The sequence below is a fragment of the Micromonospora sp. RTBAU3-60 genome (assembly GCF_054963695.1).
In genome coordinates this window covers 231,264-247,018 of record NZ_JBUEGB010000003.1, presented here as the reverse complement: position 1 = coordinate 247,018, position 15,755 = coordinate 231,264, and the positions used below count along the sequence as shown (strand labels likewise).

The following is a 15,755-nucleotide window of genomic DNA, read 5'->3' as shown; positions in this document are numbered from 1 at the left end:
ACCAGCCGAACGACCTTGGCCCCGTCCGGGGATGCTGGTAGCCCTTGTGGTGCCCGGCGAGGGGATCCGCCCCGGCATCTCTGAGGAGGGCCGGGGTTTGGGGCAGCGCCCCAAGGTCTTCAAGGTCTTGTCGTCCCCAAGCGTGGCCGGCCGGCCCGGCCGATGCCGGCCGGAGGTCGCCAGCAGGCCGGGGCCGGGCCGGCGCGGCCCGCTCTGCGGGCCGCCTTGATCCTGTAGAGGACTATTCGGCAACGCGAAACCGTCTGGATGGGGTGGGTGGCCGTCCCGGCCTGATCAGTCCTGACGAGAAATCGTTCACCGGTGGTGCCAGCCCCGCTGGGGTTGGCGCCGGGTCGCTACGCTGCATACTCGTGTCCCGGGATGAGCAACCCGCCCATCGCCTCCCACCGCCCATCTGGCCGGAGCGTCTGGCGCTTTTCTGCGCGATCGCGGTCCCGGTCGCCGCATTCGTCGTCGCCCGCATGCTGCTCGTCCCCCACCTGCTCAGCTGGGCGAGCCGGGCCACGCATGGCTCAGCGACGTGGATGACCGCGGCTGGCTGGGCGACCGCCGCGTTCGCGCCAGCCGCCGCGCTGGTGTTCCTCCTCGACGGCCAGCGCCGCGAGCAACAGCTCGGTAATGACCCACTCAACCGCCCGCGCGTACCCCACGGCCACGCGATCCCCGGGCGCGGCAGCGGCCACTGGATCCGCCGCATCCCGTTAATCCTGGCGCTGCTCGTAGCCGCCGTCTTCGCGCCGGTCCGTGCAAGCAGCGGCCCGGTCGGCTGGGACGTCACGGCCGGCGGCGACGCGTTCCGCCGCGGCTGGGATACGTCGTTCATCGTCAGCTTGCTGGCCCTGATCGCGCTGCTCGTCGTCCGGATCCTGGCCCTGCTCCCAGGCCGCAGCGATCGCGTTCTGCGAGTGGCCGGACCGCTGATCGCCGCCGCTGCACCCGCCCTGGCCTTACTAGCCCTCTACGCGTCCACTCACTGACTGCGACCATGCGCTGACCGCAAGCGTTGGCCTCGTCAAGCATGTCGTCGGACTTGACAGCGCGTGTCGAGCAGTCGGGCGCAGTAGGCGGCCGTCGCGTCGTCGTGGGTCTTGCCGCGCGGCCAGCGGTTGCCTTGGAGGTCGGAGTCTTCTGCGGCACGGACGCGGCGGATCAGTTCGGCTGGGCCGTGATCGTGCAGGATCGCCAGTAGGCCGGGCCAGTCAGTCAGGCCGAAACGGTCGGCGAGGCGGCTGGCACCGTCGCTGAGCAGGGCTGCGGCTGTCACCTCCTTGATAGGTCGGCTTCCAACAACCGCCTCATCGGCGGCACGTGGGTCGGCGGCGGCAACCCAAAACCCGCCGGGCCTGTTGCGGTGGGCACGCATGGCTTGGACGTAGTCGCGGCGGGCCTGGTCGTGCTCGGGCGTGCCGTTGGTGAGGCTGTCCATCGCCGCGCGGTAGCGCAGTCCGACGTGTGCCTCACGGTCGTCGGTGATGACCAGCGGCACGTCGCTGGCCAGGTCGAGCACGAGCACGGAGTCGGCAAGCACCAGGTACTCCAGGTCATCAGCGGTAGCGCGGAGCATGACGACAGTCGCGGACGGTGTGCCGGGGTCGTCAAGGTCACAACTGCCTTCATGCGCGGTGGCCGTCTGGCTGATGGCCTCGGCGAGAATGGCCGCCAGGTCCTGGCCGTCGTCGCCAGCGAGACCGGCGAGCAGCGCCCCACCGAGCTGGCGGGTGTACCAGGCGACCCCGTGCGAACACCGTGACGTGGTGCCGGACAGGCCGGCACCGTCGAGCAGAACGACCCCGTTCGGCGTGGCCGCGGTGAAGTCCTCGTTGGGTTGGTCGGGCTTGGCCGGGCTGGTCGCCATGGTGACCTGCATCAGTTGTCCTCCAACCGGTACAGCGGCGTCAGAAGCTCCACGTGGCGCGGCTCGTGGGTGTCGGGGTCGTACTCGGTGCCGACCAGTACGGAGAAGTGACCGGTCTTGACCTCGTTGTACAGCTCGCTGATTCGGGTGCAGATCAGGTGGACGACTCCGAGGGAACCGGGCGGGTGGATGCCGGTGAAAACGATCAGCGACCCCTGCCGATCCGGTCGGGGTAGGCGGCCCAGGTACGCCACGTCCCAGCTGCGCGGCGGCGTCTGGTCCTGCCCGGACCGGTACACGGTGCCGGTCTTGCGGTCGACCAGCGTCCATGGGCCGTCGCTGGCGCGCTCGAACTGCAAGACGGGGTCCTGCGCGAGCACCTGGGCGATGTGCTCGGAGATGCGCGGACCAGAGATCACCACCTGGTTGGGACGGTTGAGGTCGATCTCGCCGCCGATGGGAATCGACTCGAACGACGGCTCTAGACCGAGGCTGCGCGCGAGGTCCCCAAGCCGCTGAGCGCCGGTCATGTCTTCGATCGCGACTACCGGCCGCGACCTGATCGCCTCCTGCTTCAACGGGGTACTGATCGTGACCGTGCCTTGGCCCAAGAACGCGCCTTCCGGCGCCGGGCCAGCGTGCCGAATCTGGTGGATGCGGCCACGGGACAGGCCGACCTGCTGAGCGATGTCCGCGAACGACATGCCCTTGTCGTGAAGCTCCTGAATCACGCGGCGGCGCAGACGGGCAAGCTCGGTCACTTCCTCCTGAGCTGCCGACATCCGGGCCGTCGCTTCGCGAAGAAGCTCGAACGGATCACGTATCGCTGCGATACGTTCAACTTCGTCCGTCATGTCCGTCCTCGCACTACCTGGCAGGGCTCCGTCTAGTCCCCTTGACGCCATCAACGTACCGCCGTAGCTTCCTGTCTATCCCCCTATACATCCCAACGGCTACGCAGATCGCGACCGTCTAGGGGGGTGGACAACGAGGAGGCAAGGGCATGGTCCCGAACACGATCAAGGTTCCGGTTCCGTTCGAGTACGTGTTCCCGCACGGTGCGCTGTGTCTGGGTGTGGAGCCGGTGACGGATTTCGACAAGCGCGGTCAGGGTGATGACCAGGCGCGGGACAAGGACTCCGGCGAGCGCCTGTGGGTGGTGAAGGTGCTGGACCTGGACCCGGAGGCCGGGAAGTTCGGCGGGTCGAAGGAAGTGAAGGTGAAGATCGCCGCGCCGGTGCAGCCGGTGCCGCCGGCGTCGAAGATCCCGGGCTATCCGCCGGCGGTGGAGTTCACCGACGTGACGCTGACGCCGTATGTGGACTCGCAGCGGTGCAAGGGGTCGGGGAAGTGCCGGGCGCGGCAGGCGTGGTCGATCCGCGCCGGTGCGATGACCGAAGCCGCCGCCGTGAAGCAGGCGGCCTGACCAGATCTGGACGCGCGGGGTGGGCCTCATCCGCCAAGACCAAGCCCGCCCCGCGCACTGACCCGTTCTCCCTGGAAGGAGTTGGGCTGGTGCCCACGCTAGCTGACGCTGCCCGCATCGCCGGGAACCCGCGCCCCGGTCCCGTCCGTCGCACCCACCGCCGCACCGTGATGCGCCTCGCCGGCCCCGGCATCCGGGCCGCCCGCGAGGTCTACACCACCATCCCCGCCGACGCCGTCCGCGTGGCGGCGCTGGTGGAGATCGCCGCCGCCGCCGCCGCACTCGCGCGGACGGTGGTGAAGTTGCGCCACCTGGACCCGGACCTGATCGCCCCGCACGTCTCCGACCGGACCGACCTGCGCGCCGTGCTGGGCCGTGGCCGGTGGCTGCCGACCATGACCCGTCACGTCCCCGCCCCGCAGACGGGGCCGGTCGACCTGGCCGCCTTGGTCCCGGCCCGTCCGGTCCGCCGCCGGGTGGTCCGCCGTCGTCCCGGCTCGCCGGGGCAGGCATCGCTGTTCGCCGCCGCCGTGGGGGAGGGCTGAGTCATGCCGCTGGTGAACGTGATCCGGGGTGACCGGATCGACCCCGCCCCGATCAACATCCGTACCCCGATCATCCGCATCCCGACGTGGCTGGCCCTGACCTGGTGGACCATCAAGGGCTTCTGCCGCTTCATCTGGCTGCTGTTCCGCTTCTGGTACGTCACCGCCCCGGTCGTGGTCTTCGGCTGGCTGTATCTGCGGTTCGGCTGGGCGGGTCCGGTCGGGCTTGTCGCCTCGGTGGCCGCTGTCGCCGCCGGGTGGGGCTTCGGGCACCGGCCGTCGTTCCTGCGGTTCGGGTGGTGGCCGGTCCTGTCCTGCTACCGGCGCTGGGTCTACCGCCGGAAGTGGCTGGCGGCGATGGTGACGGCCAAGCTGGCGATCTCCTTCGACCGGCACACCGTCCTGCCGGTGCTCAAGTCCGTCCGCTGCGGGTCCGGCGTGGACGTGGTGACGGTGCGGATGGTCACCGGGCAGATCCCCGACGACTTCGCCAAGGTGTCCGAGAGGTTGGCGCACACGTTCGGTGTCCGCCAGGTCAAAGCGTCCCCCGGCAAGCGCACCGACCTGGTGCTCCTCACGCTGTTCCGCGGTGACCCCCTCGCTCGGGTGGTCCGGCCCCTGCCGGTGCCGGCGGTGCCGGAGTTCACCGCCCTCCCTGTGGGCCGTCAGGAGGACGGCGACGGCTACGGCCTGCGCCTGTTCGGCACTCAGGTCCTGGTCGTGGGCGCCACCGGATCGGGCAAGGGCTCGGTCATCTGGTCCGTGGTCCGCTCCCTCGCCGCCGGCACCACATCCGGTCTGGTGCAGCTGTGGGGCCTGGACCCGAAGGGTGGGATGGAGCTGGGGATCGGTGCGCCGATGTTCGCCCGGTTCGCCTGCAAGGACTACGCGGCCATGTGCGAGCTGATCGAGGACGCCGCCGCACTGGCCCGCAACCGCGCCCGCAACCTGCACGGCCGGACCCGCCAGCACGTCCCGACCCCGGATGAACCGCTGATCGTCCTCGTGATCGATGAGCTGGCGAACCTGACCGCCTACCTGACCGACCGCCAGTTGAAGGACCGCATCAAGGCCGCATTGTCGATCCTGCTGTCCCAGGGCCGCGCGGTCGGCGTCCACGTGGTGGCGGCGATTCAGGACCCCCGCAAGGAAGTGCTGCCGTTCCGGGACCTGTTCCCCACCCGCATCGGGCTACGGCTCGCGGAAGCCGCGCAGGTGGATCTGGTGCTCGGTGACGGGATGCGCGACCGGGGCGCGCTGTGCGACCGCATCCCGCAAAGCCTGCCCGGGGTCGGGTTCGTGGTCATCGACGGTGACCCCACCCCGATGCGGGTCCGCTTCTCCTACCTGACCGATGACGAGATTCGCGACATGGCCCACACCTACGGCCGGCTGCGCGTGATCGACGGCGAAGTCCTGGACGGTGCCGCATGAAACCCCACCCCACCCACACCCGCGCCGAACGCGTTGAGGGCCTGGTCCTCGTCGTCATCCTCCTGCTCGTCGCCGGCTTCGCCGGGGCTGCCTCGTTCACCCACGTCAAGGACTGGACCCTCGACAACTCCCCGCCCGGCACCGGCGAGTGGTTCGGCTGGGCCAACGCCGTCATCTCCGAACTCGTCCCCGTCGCCGCCCTGCTCACCATCCGCTGCCGCAAGCGCACCGGCGGCCCGATCGGCTACCCGATGTTCCTGCTCGTCGCCGCCGTCGCCCTGTCCCTCGCCGCGCAGCTCGCCGTCGCCAAGCCTGGCCTGTCCGGCTGGCTCCTGTCCGCCGTCCCCGCCCTCGCCTTCATGGGCCTGTCCAAGCTCATCCTCGGCACCACCCCGGCTCCGGTCCCCGCCCCGGCCGACGAACCCGCCCCGGCTGCGCCAGTCGTCACCTCGTCAGTCCGGCCGGTCGAGCCGCCCGCCCCGCCGGTCGAGCCGACCCCGGCCGCTGCGCCGGAACCCATCGCCCTGGTCCCGGTCGAGCCGATCCGCCCGGCCCCGGTCGCCCCGGCTCCGGTTGTTCCGGTGCCGTCGACCGCGTTCGTCCGCCGTAACGGCACCCCGCTGACTCGGGAGGTGACCCGATGACCGACCACCTGCTCTCCGGCCTGTTCCTAGTCGCCGGCCTCTGGGTTTTCGCCTGGGACCAGTACCGGCTCTACGCCGTCCGCTACGAACTCGCCGCCCTCCAACGGGCATCCCTGCGCGACCCGCTGACCGGTATCGCCAACCGTGCCGGGCTCGCCGCCGGCTGGGAGCAGCTCGCCCCGCACCGCCCCTGGGTGGCCGTGGTCGACCTGGACGGCTTCAAGCCCGTCAACGACACCCACGGCCACGCCGCCGGAGACGCGGTGCTCACCGCCGTCGCCCACCGCCTCCGCACCGTTCACGGCGTCGCGGCGAGGCTGGGTGGCGATGAGTTCGCCGCCCTGATCCTCGACCCCAACCCGGCCCGCGCGGTGCGCCAGCTGGCCGCCGCGATTGCCGCCCCAGTCCGGCTGCCCTCCGGCGTCGTCGTGTCGGTGACGGCCAGCATCGGCCTCGCCCCCACCGGGCCGGCCGGCCTCGCCGCCGCCCTGGCCGACGCTGACGCCGCGATGTACCGGGCGAAGACCACCCGGACCGGGGTGGCGGTATTCGATCCGCGCCGGGATGACCACACCACCCCGGCCGCCGACTCCCGCCCTGCCGTGCGGGTCCGCGACCTCGCCCCGTGCCGGGAGGTGAGCCGATGACCATCACTCCCGCGCTGCCCGGCCTCGACCCCACCCCCGTGGTGGAGCCTCGGCCGGGCTCCCGGGCCGCCCGGATGCTCATGCCCCGCTCCGTCGACGTCGTGGCCGACCTCGCCGCCGACTACGGCGTCTGCACCCGCCCCGTCTCCCTGCGCCGCACCGACCTCGACTCCGGCCAGACCGAGGTCATCGACATGCCCTGCGGCGCGACCCAAGAGGCGAAGTGCCCGGCGTGTGCGAAGCGTGCCCGCCGGCTGCGGCAGCAGCAGATCCGCGAGGGATGGCACCGCGACGACGAACCCGACCCCGGCCCGCAACCCGCCACCGAAGCGCAGCGGGGGCTGATCGTCGCTCGGGCGCATCTCGAGTTCGCCCGCGATGAAGCGGCTAGGGCGTCGCAGTGGGATCAGGTCGCCGACCTGGACGACGCGATCGGAGAGCTGGAAGGCCAGATCACCACCGAAGGACTCCGAGGCCGACCCGCCCCACCCCACGCCACCGACGACCAGGAGGACAGCGACGGCAAACGCCGGGTGCGGTCGACCAAACGGCGGCAGGACGCCCCGGACCTGCCCCGCCTTCCCGTCGACAACCGCACCATCGGACGCACCTACGAGGGCCACGCCGGGCAGGTGTTCCGGCCGTCGATGTTCCTCACCCTCACCCTCGGCTCCTACGGCCGTGTCCACTCGGACGGGACGCCGGTCGACCCCGACAGCTACGACTACCGGCGGGCCGCCTGGGACGCCGTGCACTTCCCCCGCCTGCTGGACCGGTTCTGGCAGAACCTGCGCCGCGCGGTCGGCTGGAACATCCAGTACGCCGGAGCGGTCGAACCACAGCGACGGCTTGCCCCACACGCGCACTTCGCCATGCGCGGCACCATCCCCCGCGCCCTCGTCCGCCAAGTCGCCGCCGCGACCTACCACCAGGTGTGGTGGCCGCCCGCCACCGAGCTGGTCTACGAACCGGGGAGGGCGCCGCAATGGGACGCCAACGCAGGCGGCTACACCGACCCGACCACCGGTGAACTGCTGCCCATGTGGGATGACGCCCTGGACCTGGTCGATGCCGACCCCGACGCCGAACCCGTGCACGTGGTCCGGTTCGGCTCGCAGGTCGATGCCAAGGGCGTTCTCGCCGGGACCAAGGACGCCGACCGGTGCGTCGGCTACATCACCAAGTACCTCACCAAGCAAGCCGCCGACTGCCACGACGTCACCACCGGCCGACAGCGCGCCCACTTGGAACGGCTGTGGGCTGAGCTGCGGCACACGCCGTGTTCGGAGCGGTGCGCCAACTGGCTGCTCTACGGCATCCAACCCAAGAAGGCCCGCCCCGGGTTGAAGCCGGGCAACTGCAAGAACAAGGTCCACAAGCGGGAAACCCTCGGCATCGGCGGCCGACGCGTCCTGATCTCTCGGCAGTGGTCCGGCAAGACCCTGGCCGACCACCGAGCCGACCGGCGCGAGTGGGTCAAGGCACTGCTCGGCGTCACCACCGACGCCACCACCGCCCCGACCGGCTCCGACACCGTCCGGCACGCCTGGGAACTCGCCAAACCCACCGACCCCGACGTCCCACCCCTCGGCCACCGCGTCCTGCGGGCCATCTCCGAACGGATCCAATGGCGGGCGCAACTCGACGCCGCGAGACGGGCCGCTGATCCGCCCGATGGTTCGGCAACTGTGAACCGTCCGGGGGCCACGGAGGGAGAGCAGTGACGCGTACGTCGGTGGTTGACCACCTCTGGTCGGTTGAGGATGTCTCGGTGTTCCTCCGGGTCCCGGTCGAGACGCTGTACCAGTGGCGCAAGCGCAAGTACGGGCCGCCGGCTGGCCGCGTGGGGCGTCACCTGCGCTACGACCCGGAAGACGTGCGGGCATGGTTCAAGCGACAGGCCGCGTGAGTCATGGCGCACATCGAAGACCGCTGGTACAAGACGGTTCGCCACCCCGGCGGGCGCACGGAACGGGTGAAGACGGCGCTGTTCGGCAAAGGGCTGCGGTACCGGGTCCGGTACATCGGCCCCGACGGGCGTGAGCACAAGAAGTCGTTTCCGGACCGGGCCAAGCGGGACGCCGAGGCGTTCCTCGTCTCGGTCGAGTCCGACAAGCTGCGCGGCACCTATGTCGATCCCGCTGCTGGCCGGATCACCTTCGCCGAGTATGCCGAGGAGTGGATACGGACTCGCGCGTTCGATGAATCGTCCCGCGAGAGCACCGAACTGCGGGTCCGTAAGCACCTGCTGCCTTACTTCGGCCACCGGCAGCTGTCGGCCATCAAGCCGGGCCAGATCCGGGAGTGGGACCGCAACATGGTCGGCGTCCTCGCCCCTGCGTCCCGTGCAGTGGTGTTCACCCACCTTCGTTCGATCCTCGCGGCGGCGGTGGACGACGAGCGCATCGCCAAGAACCCATGCTCCGCTCGTTCCGTGATTCCGCCCCGGGCCGTGCAGCGGAAGGTAGTGCCTTGGAAGCCGCAGGAGGTCGCCGCGGTGCGAGGCAGCCTGCCCGAGCGCTACCGGGTTGCGGTTGACCTGGGCGCTGGCTGCGGCCTCCGCCAGGGGGAAATCTTCGGCCTGTCTGTGGCCGACATCGACATTGACGGCGGCTGGCTGCACATCGTTCGTCAGGTCAAGTACGTCCGGTCCCGGCTCGTCTTCGGACTTCCCAAGACCGATCGGGACCGCCGCGTGCCGCTGCCTGGCACCGTCGCGCGAGTACTACAGGCGCACCTCGACCGGTTCCCACCGGTCCACGTCACTCTTCCGTGGGAAGACCCGGCCAGCGCCGAGACGCAGACTCACGCCCTGGTCCTCACCACCGCCCGCGATGGAGCGCTCAGACGAACCACCTTCGACAAGGTCGCATGGCGGCCCGCCGTTCGTGCCGCTGGCATGGTTTCGAGCCGTTCTACCGGCATGCACGCCCTGCGGCACTTCTACGCCTCGGCGCTTCTGGACGCGGGGGAGAGCATCAAGGCCCTCGCCTCCTACCTCGGTCATACCGATCCCGGCTTCACCCTCCGCGTCTACACCCACCTCATGCCATCGAGCGAGGAACGGACCCGCCAGGCGATCGACAACCTCTTCCCGGATCTCGTTGGGGAGGAGGGAGACGCCCTGTAGACGCCCTGGCGGCCATGATCAGCGGTGTTTGCGCAGCTCGCGGCATGCGTGGTCGTCATAATCCGGCGTACAGGTCGACTCGTCCGTCGCCCACCAGGTCAGCCGCCCTACGTGGTGGCTGACCTGCTGGTTCCTCGGGTGCTACTGGTCCTCGTTGGTCGTCTTTGGTCGTCTTTGGTCGGCGCTTGACGGCCCGGTCACGGCCCAGACGGCCCAGCGACGGCCCCGGAGCGGCATCGCCGACACGTCGCACGGTCACCCTGCTTCGAGGACCCCTCGTAACATGGGCGCGGTGCACGGGTTTGTGAAGCGCCGCGGCCTGCCAGAGCCAGGCTCGATTCCCGATGTCCTGGACATGTTCCGTGCCGAGGTGCGCTTCTATCGCGAGATCGCGCCTGTCGTGGGCGTCCGAGTGCCTAACTGCCTTCACTCCGAGATAACCCCGGACGGCACGACGCTGGTCCTCGAAGACCTCTCCTCATGGCAACCGGGAGCCGACCCGATCGCACATGCCCAGCTGTTGTCACGCATGCATCAGCAATGGGCCGAGCAGGCTCCGCTGAAGTGGCCGTGGTTGCGCCCGGTAGGTGCAGCAGCTGACCTCGTCGGCGACCTGTTCGACCAGACGATGCCAATGCTGGCAGCACGCCCTGACCTACCTGCCAACCTACGAAGGCTTGCTGAGCGGCTTGTCGGGCAGGTGCCAAAGGCCGAGCAGGACATCGCCTCGGCAGGTCCGCTCACCCTCGTGCACGGCGATGCGTCCGCCCGCAACGTCCGCACCGGCCCGAACGGGGAACTGGCACTTCTCGACTGGGAAGACGTCTCGGCCGCCCCCGGCGTCGTCGACCTCGCCTGGCTCCTGCTGTCGTCCGTCGACCCATCCCAATGGCCGGCCGTGATCGCCGCCTACGGAGCTGCCGAACACCTGATGACGGTCATACCCGCCGTGGTCGTACAAGGACTCCTCTGCTTCGCCGACGCGGCGGAAGGGTCGGGCGAGGCGCAAGCATGGGTCCGCCGGCTCAACGCGGCTGAGCACCGGCTGGGTACCTAGGCATTCTCTGATCGGCAACCGCGGCCAAATGGAAGGTCAGACGTTGACGCGGAACATCGGCTGCTTCTCCCTGACCTGCGGCGATCTGGTCGGCGCGCTGGTCACGCTTGCTCCTGAGCTCGCGTCGTTGATGGCTGGTTGCCGACGTTTCACAGTGTCTTGTGCCCCGTGTGCCCCGGCAGACCCCTTGATCCCCAGGCAACCAATACGGCCTCCTGACCTGGGTGGCCAGGGCCTCGTGCCAGCTACAACAGTCCACCAGCGTCCGTCGACGTCCGCCGCCGCATGCGTCCGTCGTCACTCAGTTAGTAACTCATCGAGGAGACCTAAAGCCTCAGGTGCCCGGCGGCAGTATCGCCAGGCTCAGCCGAACAGCTTTGACGCGCTCCGTTCTGCATGATCACCTATGGTCGCTGAGGCACGGTGGCGGGCCGTGGTGGTGTCTAAAGTGAGCCGGCTGAGTGACGGACAGAATGAGGCAGATGAGCACCGGAAGGTTGCGTGTGCGTGCGCTGCGTGTGGTCGTCTTGCCGGTCGTCGTGCTGGCCGTGATCATGCTCGGCGGATGTGGCCGGATCATGGGGCTCGTGGAGCCGGTCTCCCTGTTCAATCCGGTCTGGGCCGCCGATGGTTGGGTCTACTACCTCCGAGAGGTGTCCTCGGACGGGGCCGAAGTGTGGCGGCAGCGGCCCGATCAGAGCAACGAGGAACGCGTTCTTGAGCGTCCCCCACAGGGAGCCTGCGACGAGGGGACGCTGTTCAGCTTCCTCTTCGCGGGCTCCGACGGCGACGTCGGGGTGGCCCTCCAGTGCGGCTGGGACCGAACCGAGCTGCTCAGCTACTCCCCGAACGACAAGACGTTCGAGCCTCTGGCGTTGACACGCTTCCTTAGCGGTGCCGCACTCGTGAACGGTGACGGCAGGGGATATGTGCAGGCGCGCCGGAAGTGCGGTCCGGGGGGAATCCAGCTGCTCGCTGACGGGAAGGCGTCTGAGTTCCCCTCTCCGGTGACGGTCGACGGGACAACCTTCAACCTCAGTGGCAGTGATACGGGCTGCGAGTCCGCGGTGCTGGTGCGCTCGCCGGCAACCACGGGTGACCGGCTGTTCTTCATCACCGCACCCGACACCCTCGGCAGGTTGCCGCTGCCTGTCGAGGTGAGCCCGGACGACTTCACCTGGCACCTGACCGAGTGGGATGGAAAATCGGCCACAGCCAGGTTCCTCACGGAGCTTCCCGGCCTCGCCGATATAGCGGTGTCGCCGGACGGCCGGTCGGTGATCGCTGCCGTCTCGTCGGATAACGGAGGCGGGGTCTGGTCGGTCGACGTCAGTACCGGGAAGAAGACGAGGATCGCCGACGGCGAGAGAGCGTATGCCCCGAGCTTTTCGCCTGACGGCAAGCGGTTCGTCTACGTCGAGAACTTCAAACGTTTGAAGTTCGCCGCAGTACGGTAGATGCCTTGCGCGGTCTGCTGGTGAGCCAAACGGGGCTCTACGAAGTTCGCGGGCGTCGAGGTGTCCCCGGCTGCCGTCACGTCCTGGTCCTCATCGCCGGCAGACGTCGACCCGCACGTGCGTCCCGCACCACGGAGGCAGCTCGACAGCCCACACCCGCCACCCGCCGTCGTCCTTGCGCAGCTCCGCTGGAACGAGATCAGTTGATGCTCGCATCACTCGTTCTGGTGCGCGCTTGATGCAGATTTAGGCCGTTATGCCCGGAATTAGCCCTATGATGAGGTCTCTTCATGGAGGTGAAGGACCATGCCGACGTATATCGCGTTGCTGAACTGGACCGATCAGGGGATCCGAGGCTACAAGGACACCGCGAAGCGCGCCGAGGCCTTCGCCGCAGCAACCCAGAATCTCGGGGCGAATCTCCTGAACATTTACTGGACCGTCGGTCCGTACGACCTCGTGGCCGTCGTCGAGGCGCCCGACGACGAAACCGCCGGCGCGGCGCTCCTGCAGCTCGGCGGGGCGGGCAACGTCCGTACCACGACCCTGCGGGCCTTCGGTCGTGAGGAGATGGAACGCATCATCGCCAAAGCCGCTGGCTAAGGCCTTCCACACACTGTCAGGATGGCGGCGCCCGGCGAGGCCGGCCCAGCCATCGCGTCCAGGGCGGAGCTGGCATAACGAGTCGCAGTCACGCGTCGTTGGTGCGATCGTGCGCCGACGATAGGTTGAGAGTCGGGTGCCTCACCTCGGCGGTTGCGTGGCCGCCTCACCGGTGGCTGCTCGCGGGCACAGCTCGGTAGCCCTGCCCGACAGCTGCCCCGTCGCCGCGACCGGCCCGGTCTGGGCAGCTCACGCCCCAGCCGGTGAGCGTCTGGTTCCGCTGGTCACGACATCTCGGCAGGGCGCACGACGGGCGAAGGTTGCGGGGATACAACTACGATCCTGGGGTGGTTCGCGCGGAGAGCATGAGGGACGAGCAGCGGTTGCGCCGCATCGAGGCGGTGACCGATGCCACGCTCTCCCGCCTCGACGTCGCCGACCTCTTCGACGAACTCCTCGACCGGGTCCGCGACCTGCTGGAGGTCGACACGGCCGCCATCCTCCTGCTCGACCCACGCGCCCAGCAGTTGGTCGCCACCGCGGCCAAAGGGGTGGAGGAGGAGGTGCGGCAGGGTTTCCGGGTCTCGGTCGGCCGAGGCTTCGCCGGCCGGATCGCCCTTACCCGGCAACCGGTGGTCATCGAGCAGGTCACCCCGGACAAGGTGGTCAACCCGATCCTGCTGCGGACCGGTGTGCGGTCCCTGCTGGGCGTACCGATCATCGCGCGCGGTGACCTCGTCGGTGTCCTGCACGTCGGCACCCTCACGCCGCGCCGGTTCACCCCCGACGACGTCCGCCTGCTGGAACTCGTGGCCGACCGGGTCAGCCTGGCCAGTCGGGCCCGCGCGAGCACGCTGGACCAGGCCGCCGCGCTGGCGCTGCAACGCAGCCTGATCCCCACCGAACTGCCCGAGGTGCCCGGTATCGAGATGGCCGCCCGGTACGTACCCGGTCACGCCTCCGGCGTCGGCGGTGACTGGTACGACGTCTTCACCCTCCCCTCCGGCTGGGTGGGCGTGGTCGTCGGTGACGTGTCGGGTCACGGGCTGCGGTCGGCCGTGGTGATGGGCCGGATCCGCAGCGCCCTGCGCGCGTACGCGCTGGTCTGCGACGATCCCGCCGAGGCGCTGACGCTGCTCGACCGGAAGGTGGTCCACTTCGAGGCCGGCAGCCTGACCACGGCGCTGTACGCGATGATCTCCCCCGACGGCGCCACCGTGCGCGTCGCCCTGGCCGGACACCCCCGCCCGGTGCTGGCCGTCCCCGGCCAGCCGAATGTCATGCTTTCCGCCCGGATCGATCCACCCCTCGGCACCGGCCCCCGGCAGCTCGAGCGGCACACCACCACGATCGACTTCCCGCCCGGCGCGGTCCTGGTCTCCTACACCGACGGGCTCGTCGAGCGTCGTGGCGAACTGCTCGACGTCGGCTTCGCCCGGCTGATGGCCGCCGTGCCGCTGGCTCCCGCCGAGACCGTGTGCGGCACCGTCATGGCGCTGCTCGACGCCGAGCACCCGGTCGACGACATCGCCCTGCTGGCCATCCGCCGGCTGCCCAGCTAGAACCCGGCGACCGTCCACTCGACACCGTCGCGTCCGGTGGCACCCACCCTATGTAGAAATCCGATACAGTGCCGCCATGCGGATGACGATTCCGGTGGCGAAGGTGCTCTCGGCGCTCCTCGCCGACGCCGAGGCCCCCCGCTACGGGCTCGACCTGATGAAGCTCACCGGCCTGCCCAGCGGCACCCTCTACCCGGTCCTGCACCGGCTGCAGGCGGCCGGTTGGCTCGCCGCCGACTGGGAGGAGATCGACCCGGCCGCCGCCGGTCGGCCCGCGCGCCGCTATTACCTGCTCACCGCCGAGGGGGTACGCGCCGCCCGGCAGGCGTTGGCCGAGCTGCGGTCCCTCGCCCCCGACGGTCGGACGTCCTGGGGCGGCGCCGAGCCGACCGGGGCCCCGGCGTGGTGACCCGGCGGCTGGCCGGGTTCCTGTTGCGGTCGGCGGTGCGCCGCTGGCCGCCGGAGCTGCACGACGAGGTGTCCCGGGAGTGGCAGGCCGAGCTGCACGTGCTGGCCGAGCGCGGCCAGCGGTGGCGGATGCTGCGGTTCGCCGCCAGCCTGGCCACCAGCCGGGCCGGTGCACCCGTCGTCGACCGCGCCGTCCTCCACCGGCGGCTGCGGTGGTCGGTCGGCGTGCTGCTGCTCGCCCCGTCGGCCTGCGTCGGCGTGGTGGCGCTGGCCGCCACCGTGATGAGCACGACCTTTCTCCTGCTCGGCACGACGGTCAGCTGGGCGACCTCGCTCCAGCTTCCCCTGTGGTCGGCGCTGACCGCCGGGCTGGGTGTGCTGCTGGCCGTGCTCGCCGCGCGTGGGGCCCGGCGGGGCGTGCGGAACGGCCCGCTGGCGACCGCACTGGGTGTCGTGCTGCCGATCGGGGCGACCGCGCTGCCGACCGCGTACGGCCTGGCCGCCGGGGTGAACGACCTGGCGACTGCCGCGCCGGGGCTGCTGCTCTGGCTCGGCCTGCTGACACCGGCCCTGTGGGGCGCGGGCGTCCTGGCCCGGCGCGGCCGCAGCCGGCTGGCCTGGGCGGTCGGCGTCGTCGGCGCGCTGGTGGCGGCGGACGCCGCGGTGGTTCTCGCGGTGGTCGCCGCGATCCCGGCTGCCGACCCGGGGTCGCTGGCCGACGGCCTGCCCGCCGACGCCGTGGACCGGATCTCCGCGCCGCTCTGGCTGTTCAACTGCTGGACGGACTCCTCGTTCGGCCTGCCCCGCCCGACCGACTGGGAACGGTTCCTCATCACCGACCGGGTGCTGGTCGAACCGATCTTCTACCTCGCCTGCACTCCCTACGCCCTCGCGTACGCGCTGGGCGCGGCACGGCCGGACCCGGCCGAGGAGCCCTCGCCGGTGCCGTCCCCCGGGTGACCGGTC

General features: G+C 70.2%; 17 protein-coding genes. 15 read left to right on the top strand and 2 right to left on the bottom strand.

Annotated features, from left to right (window positions below):
- Window positions 1-371: 371 nt before the first annotated feature.
- Window positions 372-998 (top strand): hypothetical protein, encoded by a 627-nt coding sequence (locus tag ACY34I_RS05095; RefSeq protein ID WP_462752910.1) that lies wholly within the window; start codon window positions 372-374, stop codon window positions 996-998.
- Window positions 999-1,033: 35 nt separating this feature from the next.
- Here ACY34I_RS05095 and ACY34I_RS05090 read toward each other — a convergent pair whose 3' ends face one another.
- Both ACY34I_RS05090 and ACY34I_RS05085 read right to left on the bottom strand, forming a co-directional pair.
- Window positions 1,034-1,876 carry a hypothetical protein gene (locus ACY34I_RS05090; protein ID WP_462752908.1) on the bottom strand — a complete coding sequence of 281 codons (843 nt, stop codon included), beginning with the start codon at window positions 1,874-1,876 and terminating at the stop codon, window positions 1,034-1,036.
- A gap of 11 nt (window positions 1,877-1,887) precedes the next feature.
- Window positions 1,888-2,730 carry a sigma factor-like helix-turn-helix DNA-binding protein gene (locus tag ACY34I_RS05085; protein ID WP_462752906.1) on the bottom strand — a complete coding sequence of 281 codons (843 nt, stop codon included), beginning with the start codon at window positions 2,728-2,730 and terminating at the stop codon, window positions 1,888-1,890.
- A gap of 149 nt (window positions 2,731-2,879) precedes the next feature.
- On the opposite strand from ACY34I_RS05085, the gene ACY34I_RS05080 reads away from it, so the two are divergent.
- From ACY34I_RS05080 to ACY34I_RS05015, 14 genes are all read left to right on the top strand, one after another.
- Window positions 2,880-3,302 carry a hypothetical protein gene (locus ACY34I_RS05080; RefSeq protein WP_462752904.1) on the top strand — a complete coding sequence of 141 codons (423 nt, stop codon included), beginning with the start codon at window positions 2,880-2,882 and terminating at the stop codon, window positions 3,300-3,302.
- Window positions 3,303-3,391: 89 nt separating this feature from the next.
- Window positions 3,392-3,847, top strand: coding sequence for a hypothetical protein (locus tag ACY34I_RS05075; RefSeq protein WP_462752902.1), 456 nt, complete (start codon window positions 3,392-3,394; stop codon window positions 3,845-3,847).
- 3 nt (window positions 3,848-3,850) lie between these two features.
- A complete protein-coding gene (locus tag ACY34I_RS05070; protein ID WP_462752900.1) occupies window positions 3,851-5,281 on the top strand; it encodes an FtsK/SpoIIIE domain-containing protein in 1,431 nt (476 codons plus the stop codon).
- The gene (locus ACY34I_RS05065; protein ID WP_462752898.1) at window positions 5,278-5,925 is read left to right on the top strand and encodes a DUF2637 domain-containing protein; all 648 of its coding nucleotides are present in this window, start codon (window positions 5,278-5,280) and stop codon (window positions 5,923-5,925) included. The genes ACY34I_RS05070 and ACY34I_RS05065 overlap by 4 nt, the downstream gene beginning before the upstream one ends.
- Window positions 5,922-6,572 (top strand): GGDEF domain-containing protein, encoded by a 651-nt coding sequence (locus ACY34I_RS05060; protein WP_462752896.1) that lies wholly within the window; start codon window positions 5,922-5,924, stop codon window positions 6,570-6,572. The genes ACY34I_RS05065 and ACY34I_RS05060 overlap by 4 nt, the downstream gene beginning before the upstream one ends.
- A complete protein-coding gene (locus tag ACY34I_RS05055) occupies window positions 6,569-8,296 on the top strand; it encodes a replication initiator (protein ID WP_462752894.1) in 1,728 nt (575 codons plus the stop codon). The genes ACY34I_RS05060 and ACY34I_RS05055 overlap by 4 nt, the downstream gene beginning before the upstream one ends.
- Entirely contained in the window at window positions 8,293-8,481 is a 189-nt protein-coding gene (locus ACY34I_RS05050) for a helix-turn-helix domain-containing protein (protein WP_462752892.1), read from the top strand. The genes ACY34I_RS05055 and ACY34I_RS05050 overlap by 4 nt, the downstream gene beginning before the upstream one ends.
- A gap of 3 nt (window positions 8,482-8,484) precedes the next feature.
- On the top strand, window positions 8,485-9,702 hold the full coding sequence (locus tag ACY34I_RS05045; protein ID WP_462752890.1) for a tyrosine-type recombinase/integrase: 1,218 nt from the start codon (window positions 8,485-8,487) through the stop codon (window positions 9,700-9,702).
- Window positions 9,703-9,985: 283 nt separating this feature from the next.
- On the top strand, window positions 9,986-10,759 hold the full coding sequence (locus ACY34I_RS05040) for a phosphotransferase family protein (protein WP_462752888.1): 774 nt from the start codon (window positions 9,986-9,988) through the stop codon (window positions 10,757-10,759).
- Between the two features lie 482 nt (window positions 10,760-11,241).
- Window positions 11,242-12,216 (top strand): TolB family protein, encoded by a 975-nt coding sequence (locus tag ACY34I_RS05035; protein ID WP_462752886.1) that lies wholly within the window; start codon window positions 11,242-11,244, stop codon window positions 12,214-12,216.
- Between the two features lie 306 nt (window positions 12,217-12,522).
- Entirely contained in the window at window positions 12,523-12,819 is a 297-nt protein-coding gene (locus tag ACY34I_RS05030) for a GYD domain-containing protein (RefSeq protein WP_462752884.1), read from the top strand.
- A gap of 347 nt (window positions 12,820-13,166) precedes the next feature.
- On the top strand, window positions 13,167-14,381 hold the full coding sequence (locus ACY34I_RS05025) for a PP2C family protein-serine/threonine phosphatase (protein ID WP_462752882.1): 1,215 nt from the start codon (window positions 13,167-13,169) through the stop codon (window positions 14,379-14,381).
- A 76-nt stretch (window positions 14,382-14,457) separates the two neighbouring features.
- A complete protein-coding gene (locus tag ACY34I_RS05020; protein ID WP_462752880.1) occupies window positions 14,458-14,790 on the top strand; it encodes a PadR family transcriptional regulator in 333 nt (110 codons plus the stop codon).
- Window positions 14,784-15,749, top strand: coding sequence for a hypothetical protein (locus ACY34I_RS05015; protein WP_462752878.1), 966 nt, complete (start codon window positions 14,784-14,786; stop codon window positions 15,747-15,749). Before ACY34I_RS05020 ends, ACY34I_RS05015 begins: the two co-directional genes overlap by 7 nt.
- The last annotated feature ends 6 nt before the right edge of the window (window positions 15,750-15,755 follow it).